General features: G+C 62.7%; 15 protein-coding genes. 5 read left to right on the top strand and 10 right to left on the bottom strand.

The genetic code is table 11. The features are described 5' to 3' along the window. Nucleotides 1–92: 92 nt before the first annotated feature. The 4 genes from tnpA to AC3WOE_RS04225 form a co-directional block, all read right to left on the bottom strand. Nucleotides 93–437, bottom strand: coding sequence for an IS66-like element accessory protein TnpA (gene tnpA / locus AC3WOE_RS04240; RefSeq protein ID WP_492688463.1), 345 nt, complete (start codon nt 435–437; stop codon nt 93–95). 292 nt (nt 438–729) lie between these two features. Then, on the bottom strand, nt 730–3,033 hold the full coding sequence (gene iteS / locus AC3WOE_RS04235) for a S8 family anti-phage peptidase IteS (RefSeq protein ID WP_492688461.1): 2,304 nt from the start codon (nt 3,031–3,033) through the stop codon (nt 730–732). After that, nucleotides 2,999–4,162, bottom strand: a complete 1,164-nt coding sequence (iteA, locus tag AC3WOE_RS04230) for an anti-phage ATPase IteA (protein WP_373716923.1) — start codon at nt 4,160–4,162, stop codon at nt 2,999–3,001. Before iteA ends, iteS begins: the two co-directional genes overlap by 35 nt. A 487-nt stretch (nt 4,163–4,649) precedes the next feature. Next, the gene (locus AC3WOE_RS04225; protein WP_492688460.1) at nt 4,650–5,678 is read right to left on the bottom strand and encodes a DNA-binding protein; all 1,029 of its coding nucleotides are present in this window, start codon (nt 5,676–5,678) and stop codon (nt 4,650–4,652) included. A 697-nt stretch (nt 5,679–6,375) separates the two neighbouring features. Here AC3WOE_RS04225 and AC3WOE_RS04220 point away from each other — a divergent pair. Then, nucleotides 6,376–6,843, top strand: a complete 468-nt coding sequence (locus AC3WOE_RS04220; RefSeq protein ID WP_492688458.1) for an antirestriction protein — start codon at nt 6,376–6,378, stop codon at nt 6,841–6,843. Between the two features lie 402 nt (nt 6,844–7,245). Here the strand turns inward: AC3WOE_RS04220 and AC3WOE_RS04215 are convergent, their stop codons facing one another. Together AC3WOE_RS04215 and AC3WOE_RS04210 are read right to left on the bottom strand one after the other, a co-directional pair. After that, nucleotides 7,246–8,325: a restriction endonuclease gene (locus tag AC3WOE_RS04215; protein ID WP_492688456.1), complete on the bottom strand. Its 1,080-nt coding sequence runs from the start codon at nt 8,323–8,325 to the stop codon at nt 7,246–7,248. Between the two features lie 30 nt (nt 8,326–8,355). Further along, nucleotides 8,356–9,678, bottom strand: a complete 1,323-nt coding sequence (locus tag AC3WOE_RS04210; protein ID WP_492688454.1) for an MBL fold metallo-hydrolase — start codon at nt 9,676–9,678, stop codon at nt 8,356–8,358. A 330-nt stretch (nt 9,679–10,008) separates the two neighbouring features. Here AC3WOE_RS04210 and AC3WOE_RS04205 point away from each other — a divergent pair, with 330 nt between their 5' ends. Further along, on the top strand, nt 10,009–10,146 hold the full coding sequence (locus tag AC3WOE_RS04205; protein WP_163334438.1) for a hypothetical protein: 138 nt from the start codon (nt 10,009–10,011) through the stop codon (nt 10,144–10,146). Between the two features lie 94 nt (nt 10,147–10,240). Further along, nucleotides 10,241–10,483 carry a hypothetical protein gene (locus AC3WOE_RS04200; protein ID WP_492688452.1) on the top strand — a complete coding sequence of 81 codons (243 nt, stop codon included), beginning with the start codon at nt 10,241–10,243 and terminating at the stop codon, nt 10,481–10,483. 19 nt (nt 10,484–10,502) lie between these two features. Here the strand turns inward: AC3WOE_RS04200 and AC3WOE_RS04195 are convergent, their stop codons facing one another. The 4 genes from AC3WOE_RS04195 to AC3WOE_RS04180 all read right to left on the bottom strand — a co-directional run bounded on the left by AC3WOE_RS04195 (nt 10,503) and on the right by AC3WOE_RS04180 (nt 14,121). Further along, entirely contained in the window at nt 10,503–10,970 is a 468-nt protein-coding gene (locus AC3WOE_RS04195; protein WP_088481175.1) for a hypothetical protein, read from the bottom strand. Nucleotides 10,971–11,032: 62 nt separating this feature from the next. Next, on the bottom strand, nt 11,033–11,803 hold the full coding sequence (locus AC3WOE_RS04190) for a hypothetical protein (RefSeq protein ID WP_088481176.1): 771 nt from the start codon (nt 11,801–11,803) through the stop codon (nt 11,033–11,035). 22 nt (nt 11,804–11,825) lie between these two features. Further along, on the bottom strand, nt 11,826–12,434 hold the full coding sequence (locus AC3WOE_RS04185) for a mechanosensitive ion channel family protein (RefSeq protein ID WP_193466476.1): 609 nt from the start codon (nt 12,432–12,434) through the stop codon (nt 11,826–11,828). 94 nt (nt 12,435–12,528) lie between these two features. After that, the gene (locus AC3WOE_RS04180) at nt 12,529–14,121 is read right to left on the bottom strand and encodes a tetratricopeptide repeat protein (protein WP_158218118.1); all 1,593 of its coding nucleotides are present in this window, start codon (nt 14,119–14,121) and stop codon (nt 12,529–12,531) included. Between the two features lie 372 nt (nt 14,122–14,493). Between AC3WOE_RS04180 and AC3WOE_RS04175 the strand changes: the two genes are divergently transcribed. Further along, the gene (locus AC3WOE_RS04175; protein WP_088481178.1) at nt 14,494–15,540 is read left to right on the top strand and encodes a porin; all 1,047 of its coding nucleotides are present in this window, start codon (nt 14,494–14,496) and stop codon (nt 15,538–15,540) included. A 63-nt stretch (nt 15,541–15,603) separates the two neighbouring features. Beyond that, nucleotides 15,604–16,050 (top strand): flagellar basal body rod protein FlgB, encoded by a 447-nt coding sequence (flgB, locus tag AC3WOE_RS04170; RefSeq protein WP_088481179.1) that lies wholly within the window; start codon nt 15,604–15,606, stop codon nt 16,048–16,050. Nucleotides 16,051–16,068: the final 18 nt, after the last annotated feature.

Below are 16,068 nucleotides of genomic sequence, written 5' to 3'. Positions count from 1 at the left end.
GCCGAACACAGCCACGACGCGCCGAAGGGCAGCCTCGGTGCCGGCCCGCATGTCCAGCGGCTCGACCGCCAGCCACACCGCATCGACCCGCATCAACGCAGCATCTCGCGCAGCCAGGCGGCGCAGGCAGTCGCGCCTGTCATCGGCCAACGCACGCGCACATGGACCGGGCCGCGCTGCAGCTCCAGTTCGATGGACTGCGCCGGCTCGCACGGCGGCGCCTCGGTGACGACCGACACCGGGACGAAAGCAGGGGAGCCAGCAGGCTCGCCATCTTGCACAGCCAAGCGCCGCCACTTGTGCACCAGGTTGGCGTTGAGGCCGTAGCTCATCGCCACCTGGGCCACGGACGCGCCAGGCGCCGCGCATGCGGCGATGACTTGACGTTTCAGTTCTGCATGGTGACGCCGGCGACTGGCCGGCTTGGCGTCTGACATGGTGTCCACCTATTTGCGTTGGTGGACACCATCCTTGCTGCCTCAGCCCGACGGTTCAAGGCGAGTTGGCCGGACGCATACGAATCGCCTACTCATGGTGAAAACTCACCAAGCACCCAGCCCCCACCCGGGACTGTGAACTTTGCCGCGCGCCGTGCTGTGCCTTGCGCATCGGCCTGTCCCTACAGTCCTCGCACGAGGCCAACGGCGGGTGCACAAGCTGCTGAGACTCACGGCGGCCCTCGATGCAACGGCAGCGGCTATCGCTGACCTCGCACTCGGAAATCCTTCGCTACGCGAGTGCCTGGATCGGGACCCTCACCGGCAGGTCGTGGCGTACCCAATTGGTTGCCGCCAGGGCCCGCATGCCCTGGGCGTGGATCTCCGTATCGCCGTCAAGCGATCGCAGTGTGCAGAGGATGTAGACGGTCAAGCCCTCTGCCATTGCGGGCTCGAACTCCCGCAAGAACATCCGTGCCTGTAACGCCCACGTATCGCCGGATACGCCATTGGGGAACGACTTTCGGTGCACCTTCACAGGTGCCCACTTGCCGCCATGTTCGACCTGCGCAGCTTCGTATCCATCGGTGCCATCCTCGCCCTTGAGCGGCACCTTGCTGTGGATGCTGTCGCCGTCCAAGGTGCCAAAGCTCAGCTCCACGTTGGCGCGGACATATTCGGCACCCGTGTTGCCGTCCAAGGGAGGCGCGTAGACCGCCGTGATGATGACCTCGCCTCGGAATTTTCCGTCGCGAAGCAGGCCAGATGGGATGGGATACGGTGCCTTGCGCCAGCGTATTGACGGAACCACGCGCGACTCGAAGATCAGCGTGAAGCTGTCCGCCCGGTCGTACAGGGCGGAGGTCACGTCGCGCGGAAGGCCGGTGCCGTAGTAACGCCGCTCCCAGGGCGTGTACGCGGGTGACGACAACTGCGCAGCGTGGATCATGAGAGCTTTGACCAGCGCCGGACTTGCAGTCAGGCCCGTGCCGCCGGCGATGGCTTGCCAGGCATGTGCAGCCATGCTCGCTGCGATCGGCGCTGCAAAGCTGGTTCCGAAGTTGCGGGTCTGCGTGTTGCCTGCCGTCAGCACTGCAACGCTTGAAGCTCCTGTAGCCCAGGGAGCATGCACTCCGCCACCAACGTGAACGATGTCGGGCTTGGGCGTGAAAACCGGCCCTGGCCCGCGCCGGCTGTAGGCCGCCGGTTCACCGGGCTCATTCAATGCGTCGACGGCGCCCGCGTGACAGACCGATCCCACCGTGAGCGCGCGCACCGACTCCCCGGGACAAGACACCTGGTCTTGGAGCGTCGCCAGGCTGGGCCATGTGCGGCGCGGCTCCACGACATAGTTTCCGGCGGCCACGACGAAGAGCACATTGAACTGGTCGCTCAGCTGATCAAGCGCCTGTGCGAACTCGCTGAAGGTCTGTTCGTCGCACCCATGCGGCGAACCTAGAGACAGATTCCATACCCGCACGTCCGGCTTGCCTCGCACCGCCTCTTCGAGGCGTGTGATCAGGTCGCTGACGAAACTGCCGTTCGGGCCGGACTCCAGGCCGCACGCGTCGTACACCAGGGCACCGACGGGTGGCAGGTCCAGGTGACCGCCGTTCATGCGATGAGCACCAGCCACCAGCGATGCCACATGCGTGCCGTGCTCGTGATCAGTGTCCGGCGGGAGGACGAAGGTCGTCCTGCCCACGATCCAAGGCGCCAGGTCAGTTGCAGCAGGCCCGGTTCCCGTGTCGAACACGCCGACGGTCGGCAGCCCCGCGACGGGTGGATCCAAATGAGGCCCCGCCGCGACTGCAACCGCGCTGCCGCCGGTGGCTGCCGGCTGCAACTGCGGCTCCGGCATCAGGCGCCGCAGGCCTGGGAAACTGAGCAGCGCATCGAACTTGTCCTCGCCGAGATTGCTGACGTCCATGAGGCTGGCGTAGAACCAGCCGTGGCGTGACTGTCTGAAAAAGCGGTACTTCAGTCCGAGATGACTCAGCAGGTGACGACTCGCCTGGAACAACTGAGCGTTGGCGGCATCGTTGCCGTAGCGGAAGAAACGCAGCAGTGCGCGGCCGCGTTGCTGGACGGCCAACGTCCCCTCAGGGTTGCGCTGGGCCCGCCCCCAGGATTCGATGCGCTGGATAGCACTCAGGTTGGCGCGAATCTCCTTGATGTCGCGATCAAGAATCACGCTACGCAGCGCGGTGATGCTGCCGCTGTGCGCGCCGACCAGCATTTCTTCGACACGCTCATGCCCAGCGGGCATCAGCCCTGCTTCCTCAACCACCTTGAGTGGGCGGTGGGACTTCGCAATGGCCTCATGCCGCAGGCGAAAGATCAACGGGGCGAGCGAATGCGGGTGGGCCTGCATCTGTGCCGCCAAGCCCTCCGTCGCGCCGTCCAGCGTCGCGGCGAGCGCTTGACGATACGCGGCGTCAACCAGCACAAACTCTTTCTTGGGCCCACCGCCGGGCTGCATCCCTTGCAGATCCTGTCGATCAAACATGATCTGCTGGAATGGATTGTCCGGGCTCGGTTGCGGCACCGGTCGTTGCGGTTCAGCCGGACTGTTTGTCGTCCTCCTCGTGGCCATCTGTACCTCCCTCCTGAGTGATGTTGGTGACGTGACGCGTCGAAACACCGTAGAGCTTGGCCAGCACGCGCAACGAGAAGATCTTGCGATCCCAGCGCCGCAGCCAAGCCATCTCGGCATCCTGCGTGCTCAGCGGCACGCGTTCTATCAGCGCCAGCGTCAGCCCAAGGCGCCGAAACACTTCGTCTTCATCGACCTGGGCCTGACCAGCCAGCACGGCGCTGCGCTTGGAATCCAGACAGACCTGTTCGATGACCGCGCCCGTCAGCCCCTCGGAGCGCGCGACCAAGGTCTTGAAATTGATGTTCGCTGGCGCGTAGGTGTCCAGGAACCGCTGCCAAAGCGTCTCGCGCACCAGTTCGTCGGGAAGGGGCATCGGCAGCCTGAAGCTGAACCGGCGCCAAACCGCGAGATCCAGGAGTTGGTCATGATTGGTCGCTGCCAGCAGGATGGTGCTGTCCGGCAAAGCGTCCATGTTCTGCAACAGCGCGATGACCACTCGCTGCAGCTCGCCCACGTCGCGCTCGTTGCCACGCGCGCCAGCCAGCGCATCGAACTCGTCGAGAAACAGGACACACGGACGCTGCTCCGCATATTCGAAAACGCGCCTCAAATTCCGGCTGGTCTGCCCGAGCAAACTGCTGACCAGCGTGTCGCACCGGACGGTCAGCAGTTGCAGGCCCAGCTGCGCGGCGACCCAGCGTGCCAGCTGGGTCTTGCCGGTCCCTGGAGGACCGTGCATCAGCAGTCGATTCGGCAATGCCGCATTGGCGCGCACCAACGCGTCATGGTGGCGCACGCTGGACAGAAACTCCTGGACTCGCGACTCGATGGCACTAGGCAGGACCAACCCCACGTCCCGCACCTCGGGCTGACTCACGTCGACCGTGTGCAGCCGGCTTTCGCCGTCGACCGGGAGGTTGTTCAACGTGATGCCGTTCTCAGCGCTTTGAGCGGTTGCGAGGGCGGCCGGAGCCCGGGACAGGCGCTCGCGAATCTGACGAGCCTGCTGCCGATTACCAGTCTCTTCAAGCTTGTCAGCGAGGAGACCCGCGTAGTTCGCAGCCATACTCGCATTGGCACGCAAGGCGCCGTCGAGTATCTTGAGAACTTCAGACAGGTGGTCCACTTCGATCCGGTTTTATGAGCTGGCGTCGCAGTTTAGGCGCCCGTTGATCCGTTTTTCACAGTGTTTGCGCCGATTTTTTAGGGATGCGTATCAGGCGGCGCGCCGATGCCGGCCTTCCAGAACCAGCGGCGAGGCACCAGCAACCGTAGAAGCGGACAGCAGCCCTCACCGTCGGTGTAGAGGGTGACCGTGCTCAACGAATGATTAGCGCGATTCCGACATCCGCACTGTTCAATGACTGGATTTCCAGTCGTTGAGGGCAGTTTTCGCTATCAATGACTGGAAATCCAGTCGTTGTCGCCGTGCGCAAAACAACACCGCTTGCCTCCCGGTAGAGGCGTTTGCGCGGGTCGTCATGGGCTCTTGGCTTTGCGCCGCCCTACCCGGCTCACTGCCAATGGGCACCGGCATAGGCGTGAGCTAGACCGCGCAAGCCGCCGCCCGTGTGCCTCCGGCAGAAAGCCGCAACGATCGGCTCGATGACGCATCAGCCACCGGCTGCAGCCTTGACCTTGGCTTTGCCGGCCGGCGAAGGCTGACTGATTCGCGCAAGGAGCTCCTTGACCATGTCGGCCTGGGACTGCGCCGTCGCGGTGGCCCCGGCTAGCAACCGCTCGAGTTCCGCGTTGCGCTGCTCCAGATCGCTGGCCCGAGCACGCAGGGTTTCGTACTGCTGGGCCGCTTGCTGGGCCTGATCACGCAGGTTCGCGGCGAGCTGCGTCTGGACGGCCAGGCGCTCAGCGGCCGACTTGAGCTCACGCAACTGATCGTCGACCTGGCGTCGTTCAGCTCGGGCCGCGGAAAGATGCGCCAAGGCATCCGCCTTCTCTTGCAGCGCTGAGCGCAGTTCGGTCTGCTTGGCGGTCAGGGCTTCGGCCGCGTTGGCAACCTCGCGCTGCAGGTACTGCAGTTGCTGTTCGTGCTGGCGGGCTTCGCGGTCGCGCTGCTCGCGGGATGCATTGCGGAAGTGCTCCAGAGCCTCCCGGGCATGGATGTGCTTCTCCTCCAACGACGCCACCTGGGCTTGGGTGGCCTTGAGCTGCTCTTGGACGCCTTCCAACTGCGCGGTGAGCTGGGTGGTCACCTGGCCATGTTCCAGGCGTAGCGCGGCCAGTTCAGCCTCCACGCGTTGCCGAGCGGTCCGCTCGGTCGACAGCTCGATCTGGCTGCGCTCAGCCTCGGATCGGCCCGAGCGAGCTTCGCCCCGGGCCTTTTCCAGCTGTTCCTTCAGGCCGCGGACCTCTTCGGCGTGGCCGGCCTTCAGCGTGTCGAAGCGCTCCTGCGCCTCGAATTCCAGGCGTCCGGCCAAATTGGTGACGAAGGCCATCAGCTCGTCGCTGACCGATCCCTGGGGCACGCCGGCGCCACCTTCGTCGGCCTCGATTTCCTTCAGATGGCGAAAGATCGTCGCCTTCGACCCGGTGTTTCCCAGTTCGATGCGGATGGCGTCGATCGACGGGTGCCTGCCCGCCTTGATCAGCGCAAGCCTGGCCCGTTGGACCTCGCCCTTCGTCACGCCTGCTCGTGCCATGTCAGCCGCCAATTTCGTATGTATTACGTATTGTCAGTATTACGTACCACGATAGATGCGTCAAGGCTGCAAGAGCAGCCAATTCCTGAGAAGTCTTAATAGGCTGTTATTGCATCTGAGCGACCCAAAGCGTAAATGCGACGCCTCGGCCGGGCAAAAAAACGGCCACATCCGATCGGAATTGGGAGCCCAAAGCCAAACAGGCCTTGAAGCGTCCCGAACTGAGGCTGAACTGCCTCGATGGGACTCAGAAGAGCGCGGCTTTTCGGCTTTCGCAGATCGGCTTGCTGGCTCGCTTGCATCGAGGCGGCAGGCGCATAAGACCAACTAGCACCCTCAAACCGATCACGGCGCGGCCGCTTTGACATTGTTGGGCTTCTCTGCGGCGAACTAGGGAGTTCTGCCGACCGACGGAAACGCCGTACCGTTGATCAAACCAAGCAATGTTGCCTTCTCCCGTGCGCCAACCGCGCAAAGTTGGCCATTCGAGCGTCTCAGAGGAAAGTTGGTCATTCGTGCGCGCGGTCCAAGTCCGCTCTCGACTGCAACAGCGCTGGCGGCTTCCTGACATCGCTTCCAAACTTAGTTGCTGATTTGCGCATCCCCATCGTCGTCACCACCATCGGCCTGTGCCGGATACCAGCCGGGAGACGGCAAATGGCAATCGATGGAGAGCGCGCCGATGCAATGGACTTACTACCCGCGTGAATCGCTCGCACCGTATCAACGGCGCCGGCAGCCGATCGGACGCCAGTTGGTCGAGCCGAACGATCTTGTTTGGCTTCTCGAGACCATCATGCAGTCGCCGCTGCCAACGGACATCCTGCTGACCATCGCCAACAATGAGCTGGCGTGGATCACGGACGGTCGGGTGAAGACGATTGATTGGCTGGGCGTGAAGCTGTCCAACGGTAGCGGCTACTTGATGCCCGGTCTCCTTGAACCGATTCGTGCCCATCGCAGTGACAGACACTTTGACGAGCAGATATCGCCGGATGGCGCGGGCCTTTGCGTGACCATCCTGACGATGCAGGCGGTACAGAACCGCGAAGATCCGTTTCCGAAGGACCGGCGCCAGGCGTTCAAGCGCCTCTTCGCCTTCGTAGAGCAGCATCCTGATTGCCGGGCAATACGTGCCGTGCTCGATTGATCGCCAAGCGCAGCGCCGTCCGGGGTGTTCATTCGAACCGGTGACAGGGCGAGCCTTCAGAGGCGGACCTATCGAATCTCGCTCCCGCGCGCACTTGCATTCACGAGCGGTGTCTTGTCGCTAATTCCAATTGCCACTTTGCATACATCGACGATCTCTCTGGGCTTGGCAAGCGCATCCCTAATCAGCCTCCAGTGAGGCCGGCATCCATCGCGGGGTCTCGGAGCAGCCTCATATCCGACCGCTACTGTTGACTGAAAAGATGGTGGCGGTGAAGGGGCGCATGCAACGAAAGCGCGGGGTCGGCAACATCCTTGCGAAGCACTTCCAAGATCTGGGCTCGGTGCTCAAGGGCGTGAAGATTCAGAGCAGGGACTTCCGATGAGCGACTGGCGAGACTGGTCAACTGCCCTTCGTCTTGTTGTACCTGGCAATCCAGTCAAGCACGCCGTCGCGATCCCGCCCCTCAAGCTCCCAGCGGTTCCTCTCGAAGATGAGTTGGGCGTCCTTTGAAAAAAATGCTGTCGTAGCGAGGATGGCCTTGCCCGCCTGGTTGTCGGCCTTCACGCCCAACAACTCCCGCACTGGCCGCACGCCAATCGTCTTGAGCTTGTCCGGGTGTTTGCATTCAATCAAGAACCTGACATGGACTTCGGCCTGGCGAATGGCAATGATGTCGCGCCCGCCATCCCGAGTTCTCTTCGTCAACTCCACCTCGTAGCCGAGTCCATCGAAAATCTCGGCAATCAGCTTCTCGAAGTCCCGATGTGACAGTTGGCGAAATAGCTCTGGCGATTCCTGCAAGGCGCTGAGCATGCGCTGATCGAAGAATTTGCAGACCTGGATGATGCTCGACGAGCCATCAAGCGGGCCAAGCTCGAAAAGCCCTAGCGGCTCACTGAATCCGATGCCCAGGGCATCGCATAGCGCTCGATAGGCCTGTCGATAGTCTCCGGTGAAGTCGATGGCGTTAGCGGGCGGTGGCCACGAGGAGTTTTTCTCGACCACCACGGGGATCACACGAAGTCTCTGCTGCCTGAACTGAACGTTCTTTGCAGTCTCAAGCTCTCGCCGCATCCAATCAGAGCTCGAGGTGTTCTTCGACACCGCGAACAGGAAATAGTCGGAAGCTGCGAGCTGATCCTCCATGAAGCTGTGCACTGCGTCCCCGGCCCGGGGGCCGCGGTTATCGAACCATATGTTCAATTTGGCGGTGAACATCAAGTCGTCTTCCAGGCGCTTCAGGATCGGGGTTTCGAAGTCTGCGCTAGTGCGTGACAGAAACACTCTGAGAGGGCCCGAACGGTAGGCGGTGTCTGGTTCGAAAGGGTCAGCAAGTGGCCGCCCCTGCCCGTCCTCCCACGATCCCGCGGACGATTCCTCCCCGCACTTCCCGCAGACCACGGGGCTCCAAGGTTGCAAGTACCGTCCCAAGCCTCCATCACGCGGCGCCTTGCACAAAGGACAGTGAAGTTCTTGCATATCTACATGCTTCCCTAGGCCCTGCTCAGTTCAAGTGAGTTCGACCATCTCGATGACTTGCGAAACCGCCGCTGCTGTTACCACGCAGAGGAGCCGTCCCTCAGATGCGACGGCCTGCACGACCCCTGTACCGGGATGTCGCCACTTGTGAAACCTGTCCGCTGCGGCGATGCACAAGAAGGCCGGGATCTCCTTGAGCAACTCCACGTCGAAGTTGCCTTCAGATCCATGGTGAGGCAGGACGAAGGTGTGCACCTGTTCCAGAAGCTTGCCGTAGTGCTCCAAGAAATTCTTCCGTCTAGCCACTTCCTTCAAGGCTGCGTCCCCGGTGCCCAGCCAGGCGGCACGATCGTCGCTGTTGGTGACCACGATCGGACCGGTGAGGATGGAAAACTTGATATCGGCAGCTGGCGGCTTTACCACCTCGTCCGGGAGCGGTCCGGAGTACAGCGATAGAGACGTAACGTTCAGATCCTTGCTCACCGCGTGATACGCGGCCACCAGATGAGGCAGCCCATGAGTCAGAAGCAGCGTCAGATTCGATGTCTTCTTGAGCCAGATCTTCAGCTCGGCCACCGTCGTCTTGCGCTCCGTCGCTAGAGCTGCCATGAATGCCGCTGCGTCTTCCTCGACCCTCGGGTCGACGTACGGAGCCAGGAGCCAAGTGGCATTTGGAGTGGCGCCGCGATAAAGGAATCCCAGTGAGTCGTCGGCGATCCAGACCTGAGGCTTTGCCTTGGCCTGTGCGGTCTTGGAAGCTGCCGCTGGCGATGTGACCCGCTGCACCGCGCCGCTTCCCACCATCTTGAGCGGCATCCGCGGTCCTGGCTCGTTGGAGCGAGCGAACGGGCCATCGAAGTCCTGGTCGCTATCCGGCATGCTGAAGGGCGCCCCGCCTTCGCCATTCGATCTCACCTGGATGATCTGCGCAGGGCCGAATTGCGATACCGCCCTTACCGGGTCAACGATGAAGCTGCGATAGAACCCGTTGGCACCCGCCTTCGGATCCACAGACGCGGTGCGGGCATAGCTGATGAGCCGATCCACCACGCTCAACAGCGGCATAACGATCACCTTGACCTTCATGCCCTTGGTCGCGTCCAGCAGTCGCTTGACTCCATTCAAGTGGTCGTCATGCGCATGCGTGATGAAGAGGTAGTCGAGGTCGGTGCCTTTTCCGCCCTCCCCTGCGATATAGCTGTCGATGCAGCTGTTCCGCGCCGCTTCATACGTGGACATCGCCCCACAGTCGAACACGTACCGAATCCTGACGTCCCCGTCTTCCAGAAGCCTGCCAGTGTGGAATCCGCCCTGGCCGACCGCCCACTGCTGGCGCGTCATCGTCAATGTCATTTTTGTCTCCCTCAAGCGCTGTGCTGAGTATCGCCACGCCCATCGGCTGCTGACCGACTGAAGATGCTGAGGCGCGCCCGGCTTCCAACCGGCCGATCCGAGCCAAAAAACGCAAGTCGAGCCTCAAAAAACTCGTTTGGTGCTTCCGAGAGGGGGAGGTTTCGCCATCCGAATGAAGTTCGACCCCTGAGACTTGCTCTCAGGCCAGGTTCAGGGGGCTATTTAGGCTCAAACCACCCACAGCCCAGATGCCAGGCCCGTCGACGATCGTTGTCTCAACGAGTCGGCCATCTGGCGAACCGTCACAACTCAATTCCAAAAGGAGATCCCATGCTTGCTCAGTTCACCAAGATCATCAATGCATTCAGAGGGTTGCTCGAGAGCGCTGACCAGCACCGGGTAGGAGCATGCTTCATGCTCGCTACCGGCCTACTGATCGTTGCCGCGATCTACCTTATCCGTCATTGAGGGAGCTCGCCTACATGGGAAAGCGGCCCAGCGGCAAGTGCGCGGCGAGTTCCGCTGCTACCTTGGACATCCACTCGTCCCAATGGAGACCGCGATGACCAACTCCTCTGCCGGCCCAGCGACCGCGCCTGGTGACCATCAGAAATCCCCCGTCCAGTTGCCGACCGAGCCGGACAAGCCGGTCGACGCGCCCATCACGCCGCAGCCGGAAGACAGCCCTGGACACGCCAATGCCAAGGCTCAGCCCGATCGGGTCGCGCAAAGCATTGAGGACGCCCATGCCGACGGGAGCGATCGGTCGAGCGAGACCGAATCGCCCCGAGGCTCAGGACCTTGAGTACACCGATCTCAGGCTTTCATCCGCCGCGGAGCACCATGTAGACGGTCGTGCCGCTGATCGCGGCGCCCAGAAGCGCGCCCACAACGGCTCCGATGATCACAGGTAGCCACCAGTTTTGCTTGAGGCGGTCCGCCTCGAGATTGACAGCAGACACAGCTGAGTTGGTTTCAGTCGTCAAGTTGGTCAGTGCCGTCTTGGCCTTGCCTTCCGCCTTGGTCAACTGCTGCCCGATGCGATCAGCTGCATCATCAACAGTGGTGTTGAACTTGCCTGCCACGACTTTTTCGATGTCGGCAGCCATCTGCTGTTGATTGGCGACCAACGTCTTCACGGTGCCAGCGACGAGCGCTGCGGCCGTGTTAACGCGCTGCACGGCGTCGCCTGCTGCTCCTTGCAGCGTCTGAGCGTGTTCGATGACGTCGGCAACGATGGGGACCAGCTCTTCGAGCGTCTCTGGTCGCTTCTTATCGGGATTGGATGACATGTGAGGTAGGTGATGAGGGCCTGCGGATGCTTGCAAATCTCCGCCCTGCGGTTGAAATGAGGTCAGAGGGATGGACCATGATCAAGCGTTTGCTGCTTCGGCTCGACTCCGTGTGCCAGCTCGCCAGACACCTCTCGGCGCTGCAGTTCCTGTCGCACAGCAGATGAAAACGCGCCGCGCGCGGCCTGACTTCGCGTGAACTCTTCCTCCCTGGCGCGCAGCCGGGCACGAAGCACACGAGAAGTCGCCTTCAGGTCTGTGATGTTCTCAAGCGGCAGGTATGACAAACCGCCATTGCTGCCGACGCCCACGAGTAGCCCAGAAGTTTCGTAACCGTCGAGGCAGCCGAAAAGCTTGATCAAGCGGAGGTACAGGTCCAGCTCTGCCTTATTCGGTGGGTCTTTGTGCGCATCCTCGGCAACCTGCTCGGCAAAGGCCTCAAGTGAGATCCCTCCGTGCTCCTCGAGCTCCAGGTAGGGCCGCACGTTCATTTGAAACGTCGAGTTGTCAAACTCGTCAATGATGTGCTGCCCGGTCTCGACAAACCAGTGAGCTCGCAAAGACGCTTTGCGAAGATCAACGTCTCGGCGCGTGGCGCCTCGGTACGTCGCCAGCTTGACGCGCTCCTTCTTCAGGTTGGCGCCAACGCGCTTGAACTCGATCAGCCGCCAAGCTCCAGGGAACTGCAGCATGACGTCACCCAGGACCTTGTCCAGTGGCGTCTGCTGCAGCAGATTCACGCATGAATCGATCTGCCTCGGGTTCTTGCCCATCACGAGCCCAAGCCCGTAGATGAAGTTCCCGATGATGACGTTCTCGTAAGGCGAAAGCATTCGTTCCTCCCCTGCCCTCTGGCTACGGGCCTCCTTGTTGATCCGGGGCTACCGCGGTCACGGCCGTACCGTGCCATCGCCGCACGACGCGCTGGAAGAACAGGCTGTTGGGCAGTTGCAGCGTTGTGCCGTTCTGCTGATCGCCGCTTTCGAGAAGCGTGGTGTAGACCGGATTGATTTCGACCACGCGTCCCTTCATCCCCGGCTTGTCACCCGCTTCTAGCAGTTCGACCGTGTCGCCAATCCGAAAGGACTTGGTGATGTAGATGAGCAGCGTGCAGAACAAGTTCGACAGCACGCTCCATGCTGCGAAGAACGCGACCGCGCCGACGGTTGCAAACCCCGTGAACGCCGTCCAGAGCACTGCGCCCGAGACACCCATGCGCTCCAACGCCCAGAGCAGCGCGCCGAGGTAGACCAGGGCGCCGACCACGCGAAGAAACAACGATGCCATGTTGACCGGCAGGCCGTACTTGGTCGTGACTCGGTCGATCAGCTTGTGGGCCAGCCGCATCAGCAGCCAGGCGCCCAAGACGATCATCACAACCTCCACCGCAGGAATGAGGATGTCGAGCCAGTCCGCTGCCCAGACGGGCAACTGGTCGTGTAGCGCTTGGATGAGCTTTCTCATGGAGGGAATGTCGTCGTCAGAAGTTTGAACGGATGTTCGCAGGCAGGAGTTTTACCTGCGCCGCCGCTTCGCGCCGGCAGTGTCGAGCTTGCGCTCAACAAGCTGTCTGCGAACCCTCCGCCGCCCCGCCCGGAAGCGCCATCGCCTCGTCCAGTTCGGCCTTCGCCATGCGCGCCCAGCGTCCCCCTCCACGAAGGACATCCAGTTCGTTAGAGCACGCCCTGGCAAAGAACATCGATTCGGCCAGACCATGAGCCTGTAGGACCTGCTTCAACCTCACCATGCGATGACGAAGATCGAAGTCCTGGAACTCTGCACCCCGTACGCCGCCGCCAGCGACTTGCGCCACGACGCGTCGCAGGTTGTGCTGGACTGACTCCGAGATGGCCGGCACCGCGCGCGGCGCGGAAAGCTTGGCATGGCGGATGAACGGATTGCGCCCCACGACGAGCCCCCACGGGCGCTGGCTGCCCACGAGGTCCACGGTCATCGCCTCGAGCTTGGTCAGCCCGAAATCCCTGGCCACCTGAAGCCGAAGTGCGAGCCCAGGACTGGACTGCTCAATCTCCTCCAGCGCGCGGGCTGCATCGACGTCACGGCTGTCCACGGGAAGAACGAAGGTGCACAGCAACCGGTGGGCGGCCTCATCGCCCGCTTGTGCCGCTTGGTACAGCCAGTGCATGCCTTGCTCGACATCGCGCAGCGAGCCTGATGCCCGCAGGATGGTTGCACCCAGCCGCCGCTGGGCAATCACTGCGCCGCTGGCCGCCGCCTTCTCCAGGCAGAACCGCGCCATAGGCGGGTTGGCAACCGATCCGTTGTGGTTCGAGTGAATCTCGTACAGCCGGCTCCATGCCTCGCCGTGGCCACCGTCAGCGGCGCGCATCAGGAGCGCTGAGGCCTTTCGGAAGTTTTGGCTCGTCACCAGCGATTCCCACGCCAGGGCACCGACATCCTGGCCGCTCAAGGCCAGTCCCAACATCAACGCCGCGCCGGTGTTGCCTCGTGCAACGCAGTCGTCGAGAAGGGCCTCAATCGCCCGACGATCAACAGCGGTATCCACGGGCTGCACCTTGCTGGCATAGCTGAGGGCTTCGAACACCTTGTCCGCCAAGCCAGCCTCAGGTGATCCATCCAACTCCAAGCTCACCGCCAGCGCCCGGAACAGGATCTGCGGCTCTTGACGCATCAACGCCCTGTCCATCGCAAACGTCAGCAAAGCGGCCCAGCCGATGCCCGGCACAGCCTTGAGGGAGCGAAGCCGCGCCACGACGCGTTCTTCGGACAAATCGTCCGGGGTATAGGCGGTCAGCACCTTCCTGGCAGCTGTCTCACCACCCGCCGCAGCGCTTCGGAACCAGCGCATCGCCTCTTCGGGATCGACGGCCGTCAATGAAAGCCAGATTGCCAGCTTCATCTGCGCGGCCGCTCTGCCGGCCTGCGCTGCTCGCTGCAGCGTGGCGACTCGCCCATGCGCAGCGATCTCGTAGAGGTCCAGCGACTCGACGATGAGCTGCAGCGTGTCGTCGGCTCGGGCGCGCTCAGCCTGCTGCAAGTACTCGAGCCCGAGCGTCACGTGGCGCGGGAATCCGCTCGTGCCTTGCAGGTATTTGCGGCCGGCCTCCAGGCAGGCCGCGATGTCTCCTCGTCGCGCCCTCGATATCAGTTGAGCATCGGGTCTTCTCATCCGCGCCTTCTTTGCAGTGGCCCTTGCCAAGCCGCCTGCGTCCGTAACGGCGTCGTGGACGCCAGTGCCAACGGGCAAGCGTAAGAAGGCGGCCATGACCGCTGCCCGTCCGGCGGATTACGGTTTTGTCAGGTTGGCGCGCCGATTCACGGGTTTGTCCAGCTATGACAAGGGTGTGAATCGAAATCGCTCATTTCGCGCAAGTGCCCCCTGTCGATTCGAAGGCACAGCAACCCTGCCTTTGCGGCACCGCGCACCAGCACGCGCCCACCCAAACGGTCGAGATCATGGATTTCCCTAGGCAGCTTCCCTAGCCTGCGTAGCGCTGGGGGCGATCCAGATCCCCCGGTACCTACTGAATAGGAGAAGTACATGAAGAAGCCAGTCCTCTTGGCCTTGGCATGCAGCGCGATGGCGAGCACCGCTTTCGCGCAAACCTCGTCGGTCACGCTGTTCGGTGTCGCCGATGCGGCCGTCCGCCAGGTGAAGAACGGCAGCGCAGGCACGGTCAAGGGCGTCACTTCGGGCGCCAACACGACCAGCCGCCTGGGCGTTCGTGGCGTTGAACAACTTGGCGGCGGCCTGTCTGCCGGCTTCCATCTGGAATCGGGTGTCGAGCTCGACACCGGCGCGGCCAACGCCAGCAAGTTCTGGAACCGCCGCTCCACCGTCAGCCTGATGGGCGAGTTTGGTGAGATCCGCCTCGGCCGCGATACCACCCCGACGTACAACAACGCGCTCAACGACGAGTTCGGCATCGTCGGCGTGGGTTCGCGCGGTGTTTTCGTCTACGGCTCCAGCGCAGTGCTGGGCAGCGGTGCGACCACCGCCCAACGAACCGACAACGGCGTCAGCTACTTCCTGCCCAAGAACCTGGGCGGCTGGTTTGGTCAGGTGCATGTCGCCGCCGGCGAAGGCGTCGTGGGCAACAAGTACACAGGCGGCCGTCTCGGCTTCGAGAACAACACGTTCCTGGTCGGCGGTGCCATTGGCCAGACCGACGTTGGCAGCACCCAGCCGAAGTTCAAGAACTACAACCTGCTCTTCAACTACAAGTCGCCCTGGGGCACGTTGCACACCCTCGTCGACGTGAAGAAGTGGGGCCCGCGCAAGGCTCAGGAACTGTCGATTGGCGCCACCGTCCCGGTGACCCAAGCAGGTTCGTTCCGGGTCGGCTACACCACCGTCAATCGCTCCGGTGGCCCGGTCGGCTCTGGCTATGCCGACGCCGACGACAGCACCCGCGTGGCGCTGGGCTACGTGCACGAGATGTCCAAGCGGACGGCGCTCTACGGCACCTACGCCAACATCAGCAACAAGGGTGCGGCGCGCAGCTCGGTTCTGTACACGACGCCGACCGGCATGCGCGGTGGCGAGAGCTCGTCCGGCTTGGAAGTCGGCATGCGCCACAGCTTCTGATCACCAAGGCAACTGCGAGGGGATGCGCTTCGGCGCTCCCCTTTTTCTCCGGTGGAGGTGTCCATGTCTAACGCACTCCGTCCCACGCCCAGCACAGGCACGCCTTCGGCGGCGCCGGATGACGACTGGAAGGCCACGGCTCTGGTCTTCAGGGGTCAGCGTCAGGCGCTGATCGCCAGCAACATCGCCAACGCGGATACGCCGCACTACCAGGCACGCGACATCAGCTTCTCGGCGGCGCTTGAAGAAGCCAGTCGACCCAAACCTGCGGCGCCGATGGCAACCTCATCGCCCGGCCACATCGCGCCCGACCTGGTGGCGCCCCGCAGCACCCTGCAGTTCGCGGAGCACGCCCTGCCGTCCCAGACCAACCTCGACGGCAACACGGTGGACATGGACAGGGAACGAGCGTCCTTCCTGCAGAACTCCATCCTCCACCAACTCGCCGTGGCCTCGCTGGATGACGAGCTGAAGGAGTTCAAGATGGCGGTCTCCGATCCGCGCCGCTGACCCCGGCGTCCGGGCTAG

The organism is Roseateles sp. FW305-36, assembly GCF_058787015.1.
The sequence above is the reverse complement of the archived record's forward strand: the minus strand, read 5'-3'. Positions and strand labels throughout refer to the sequence as shown.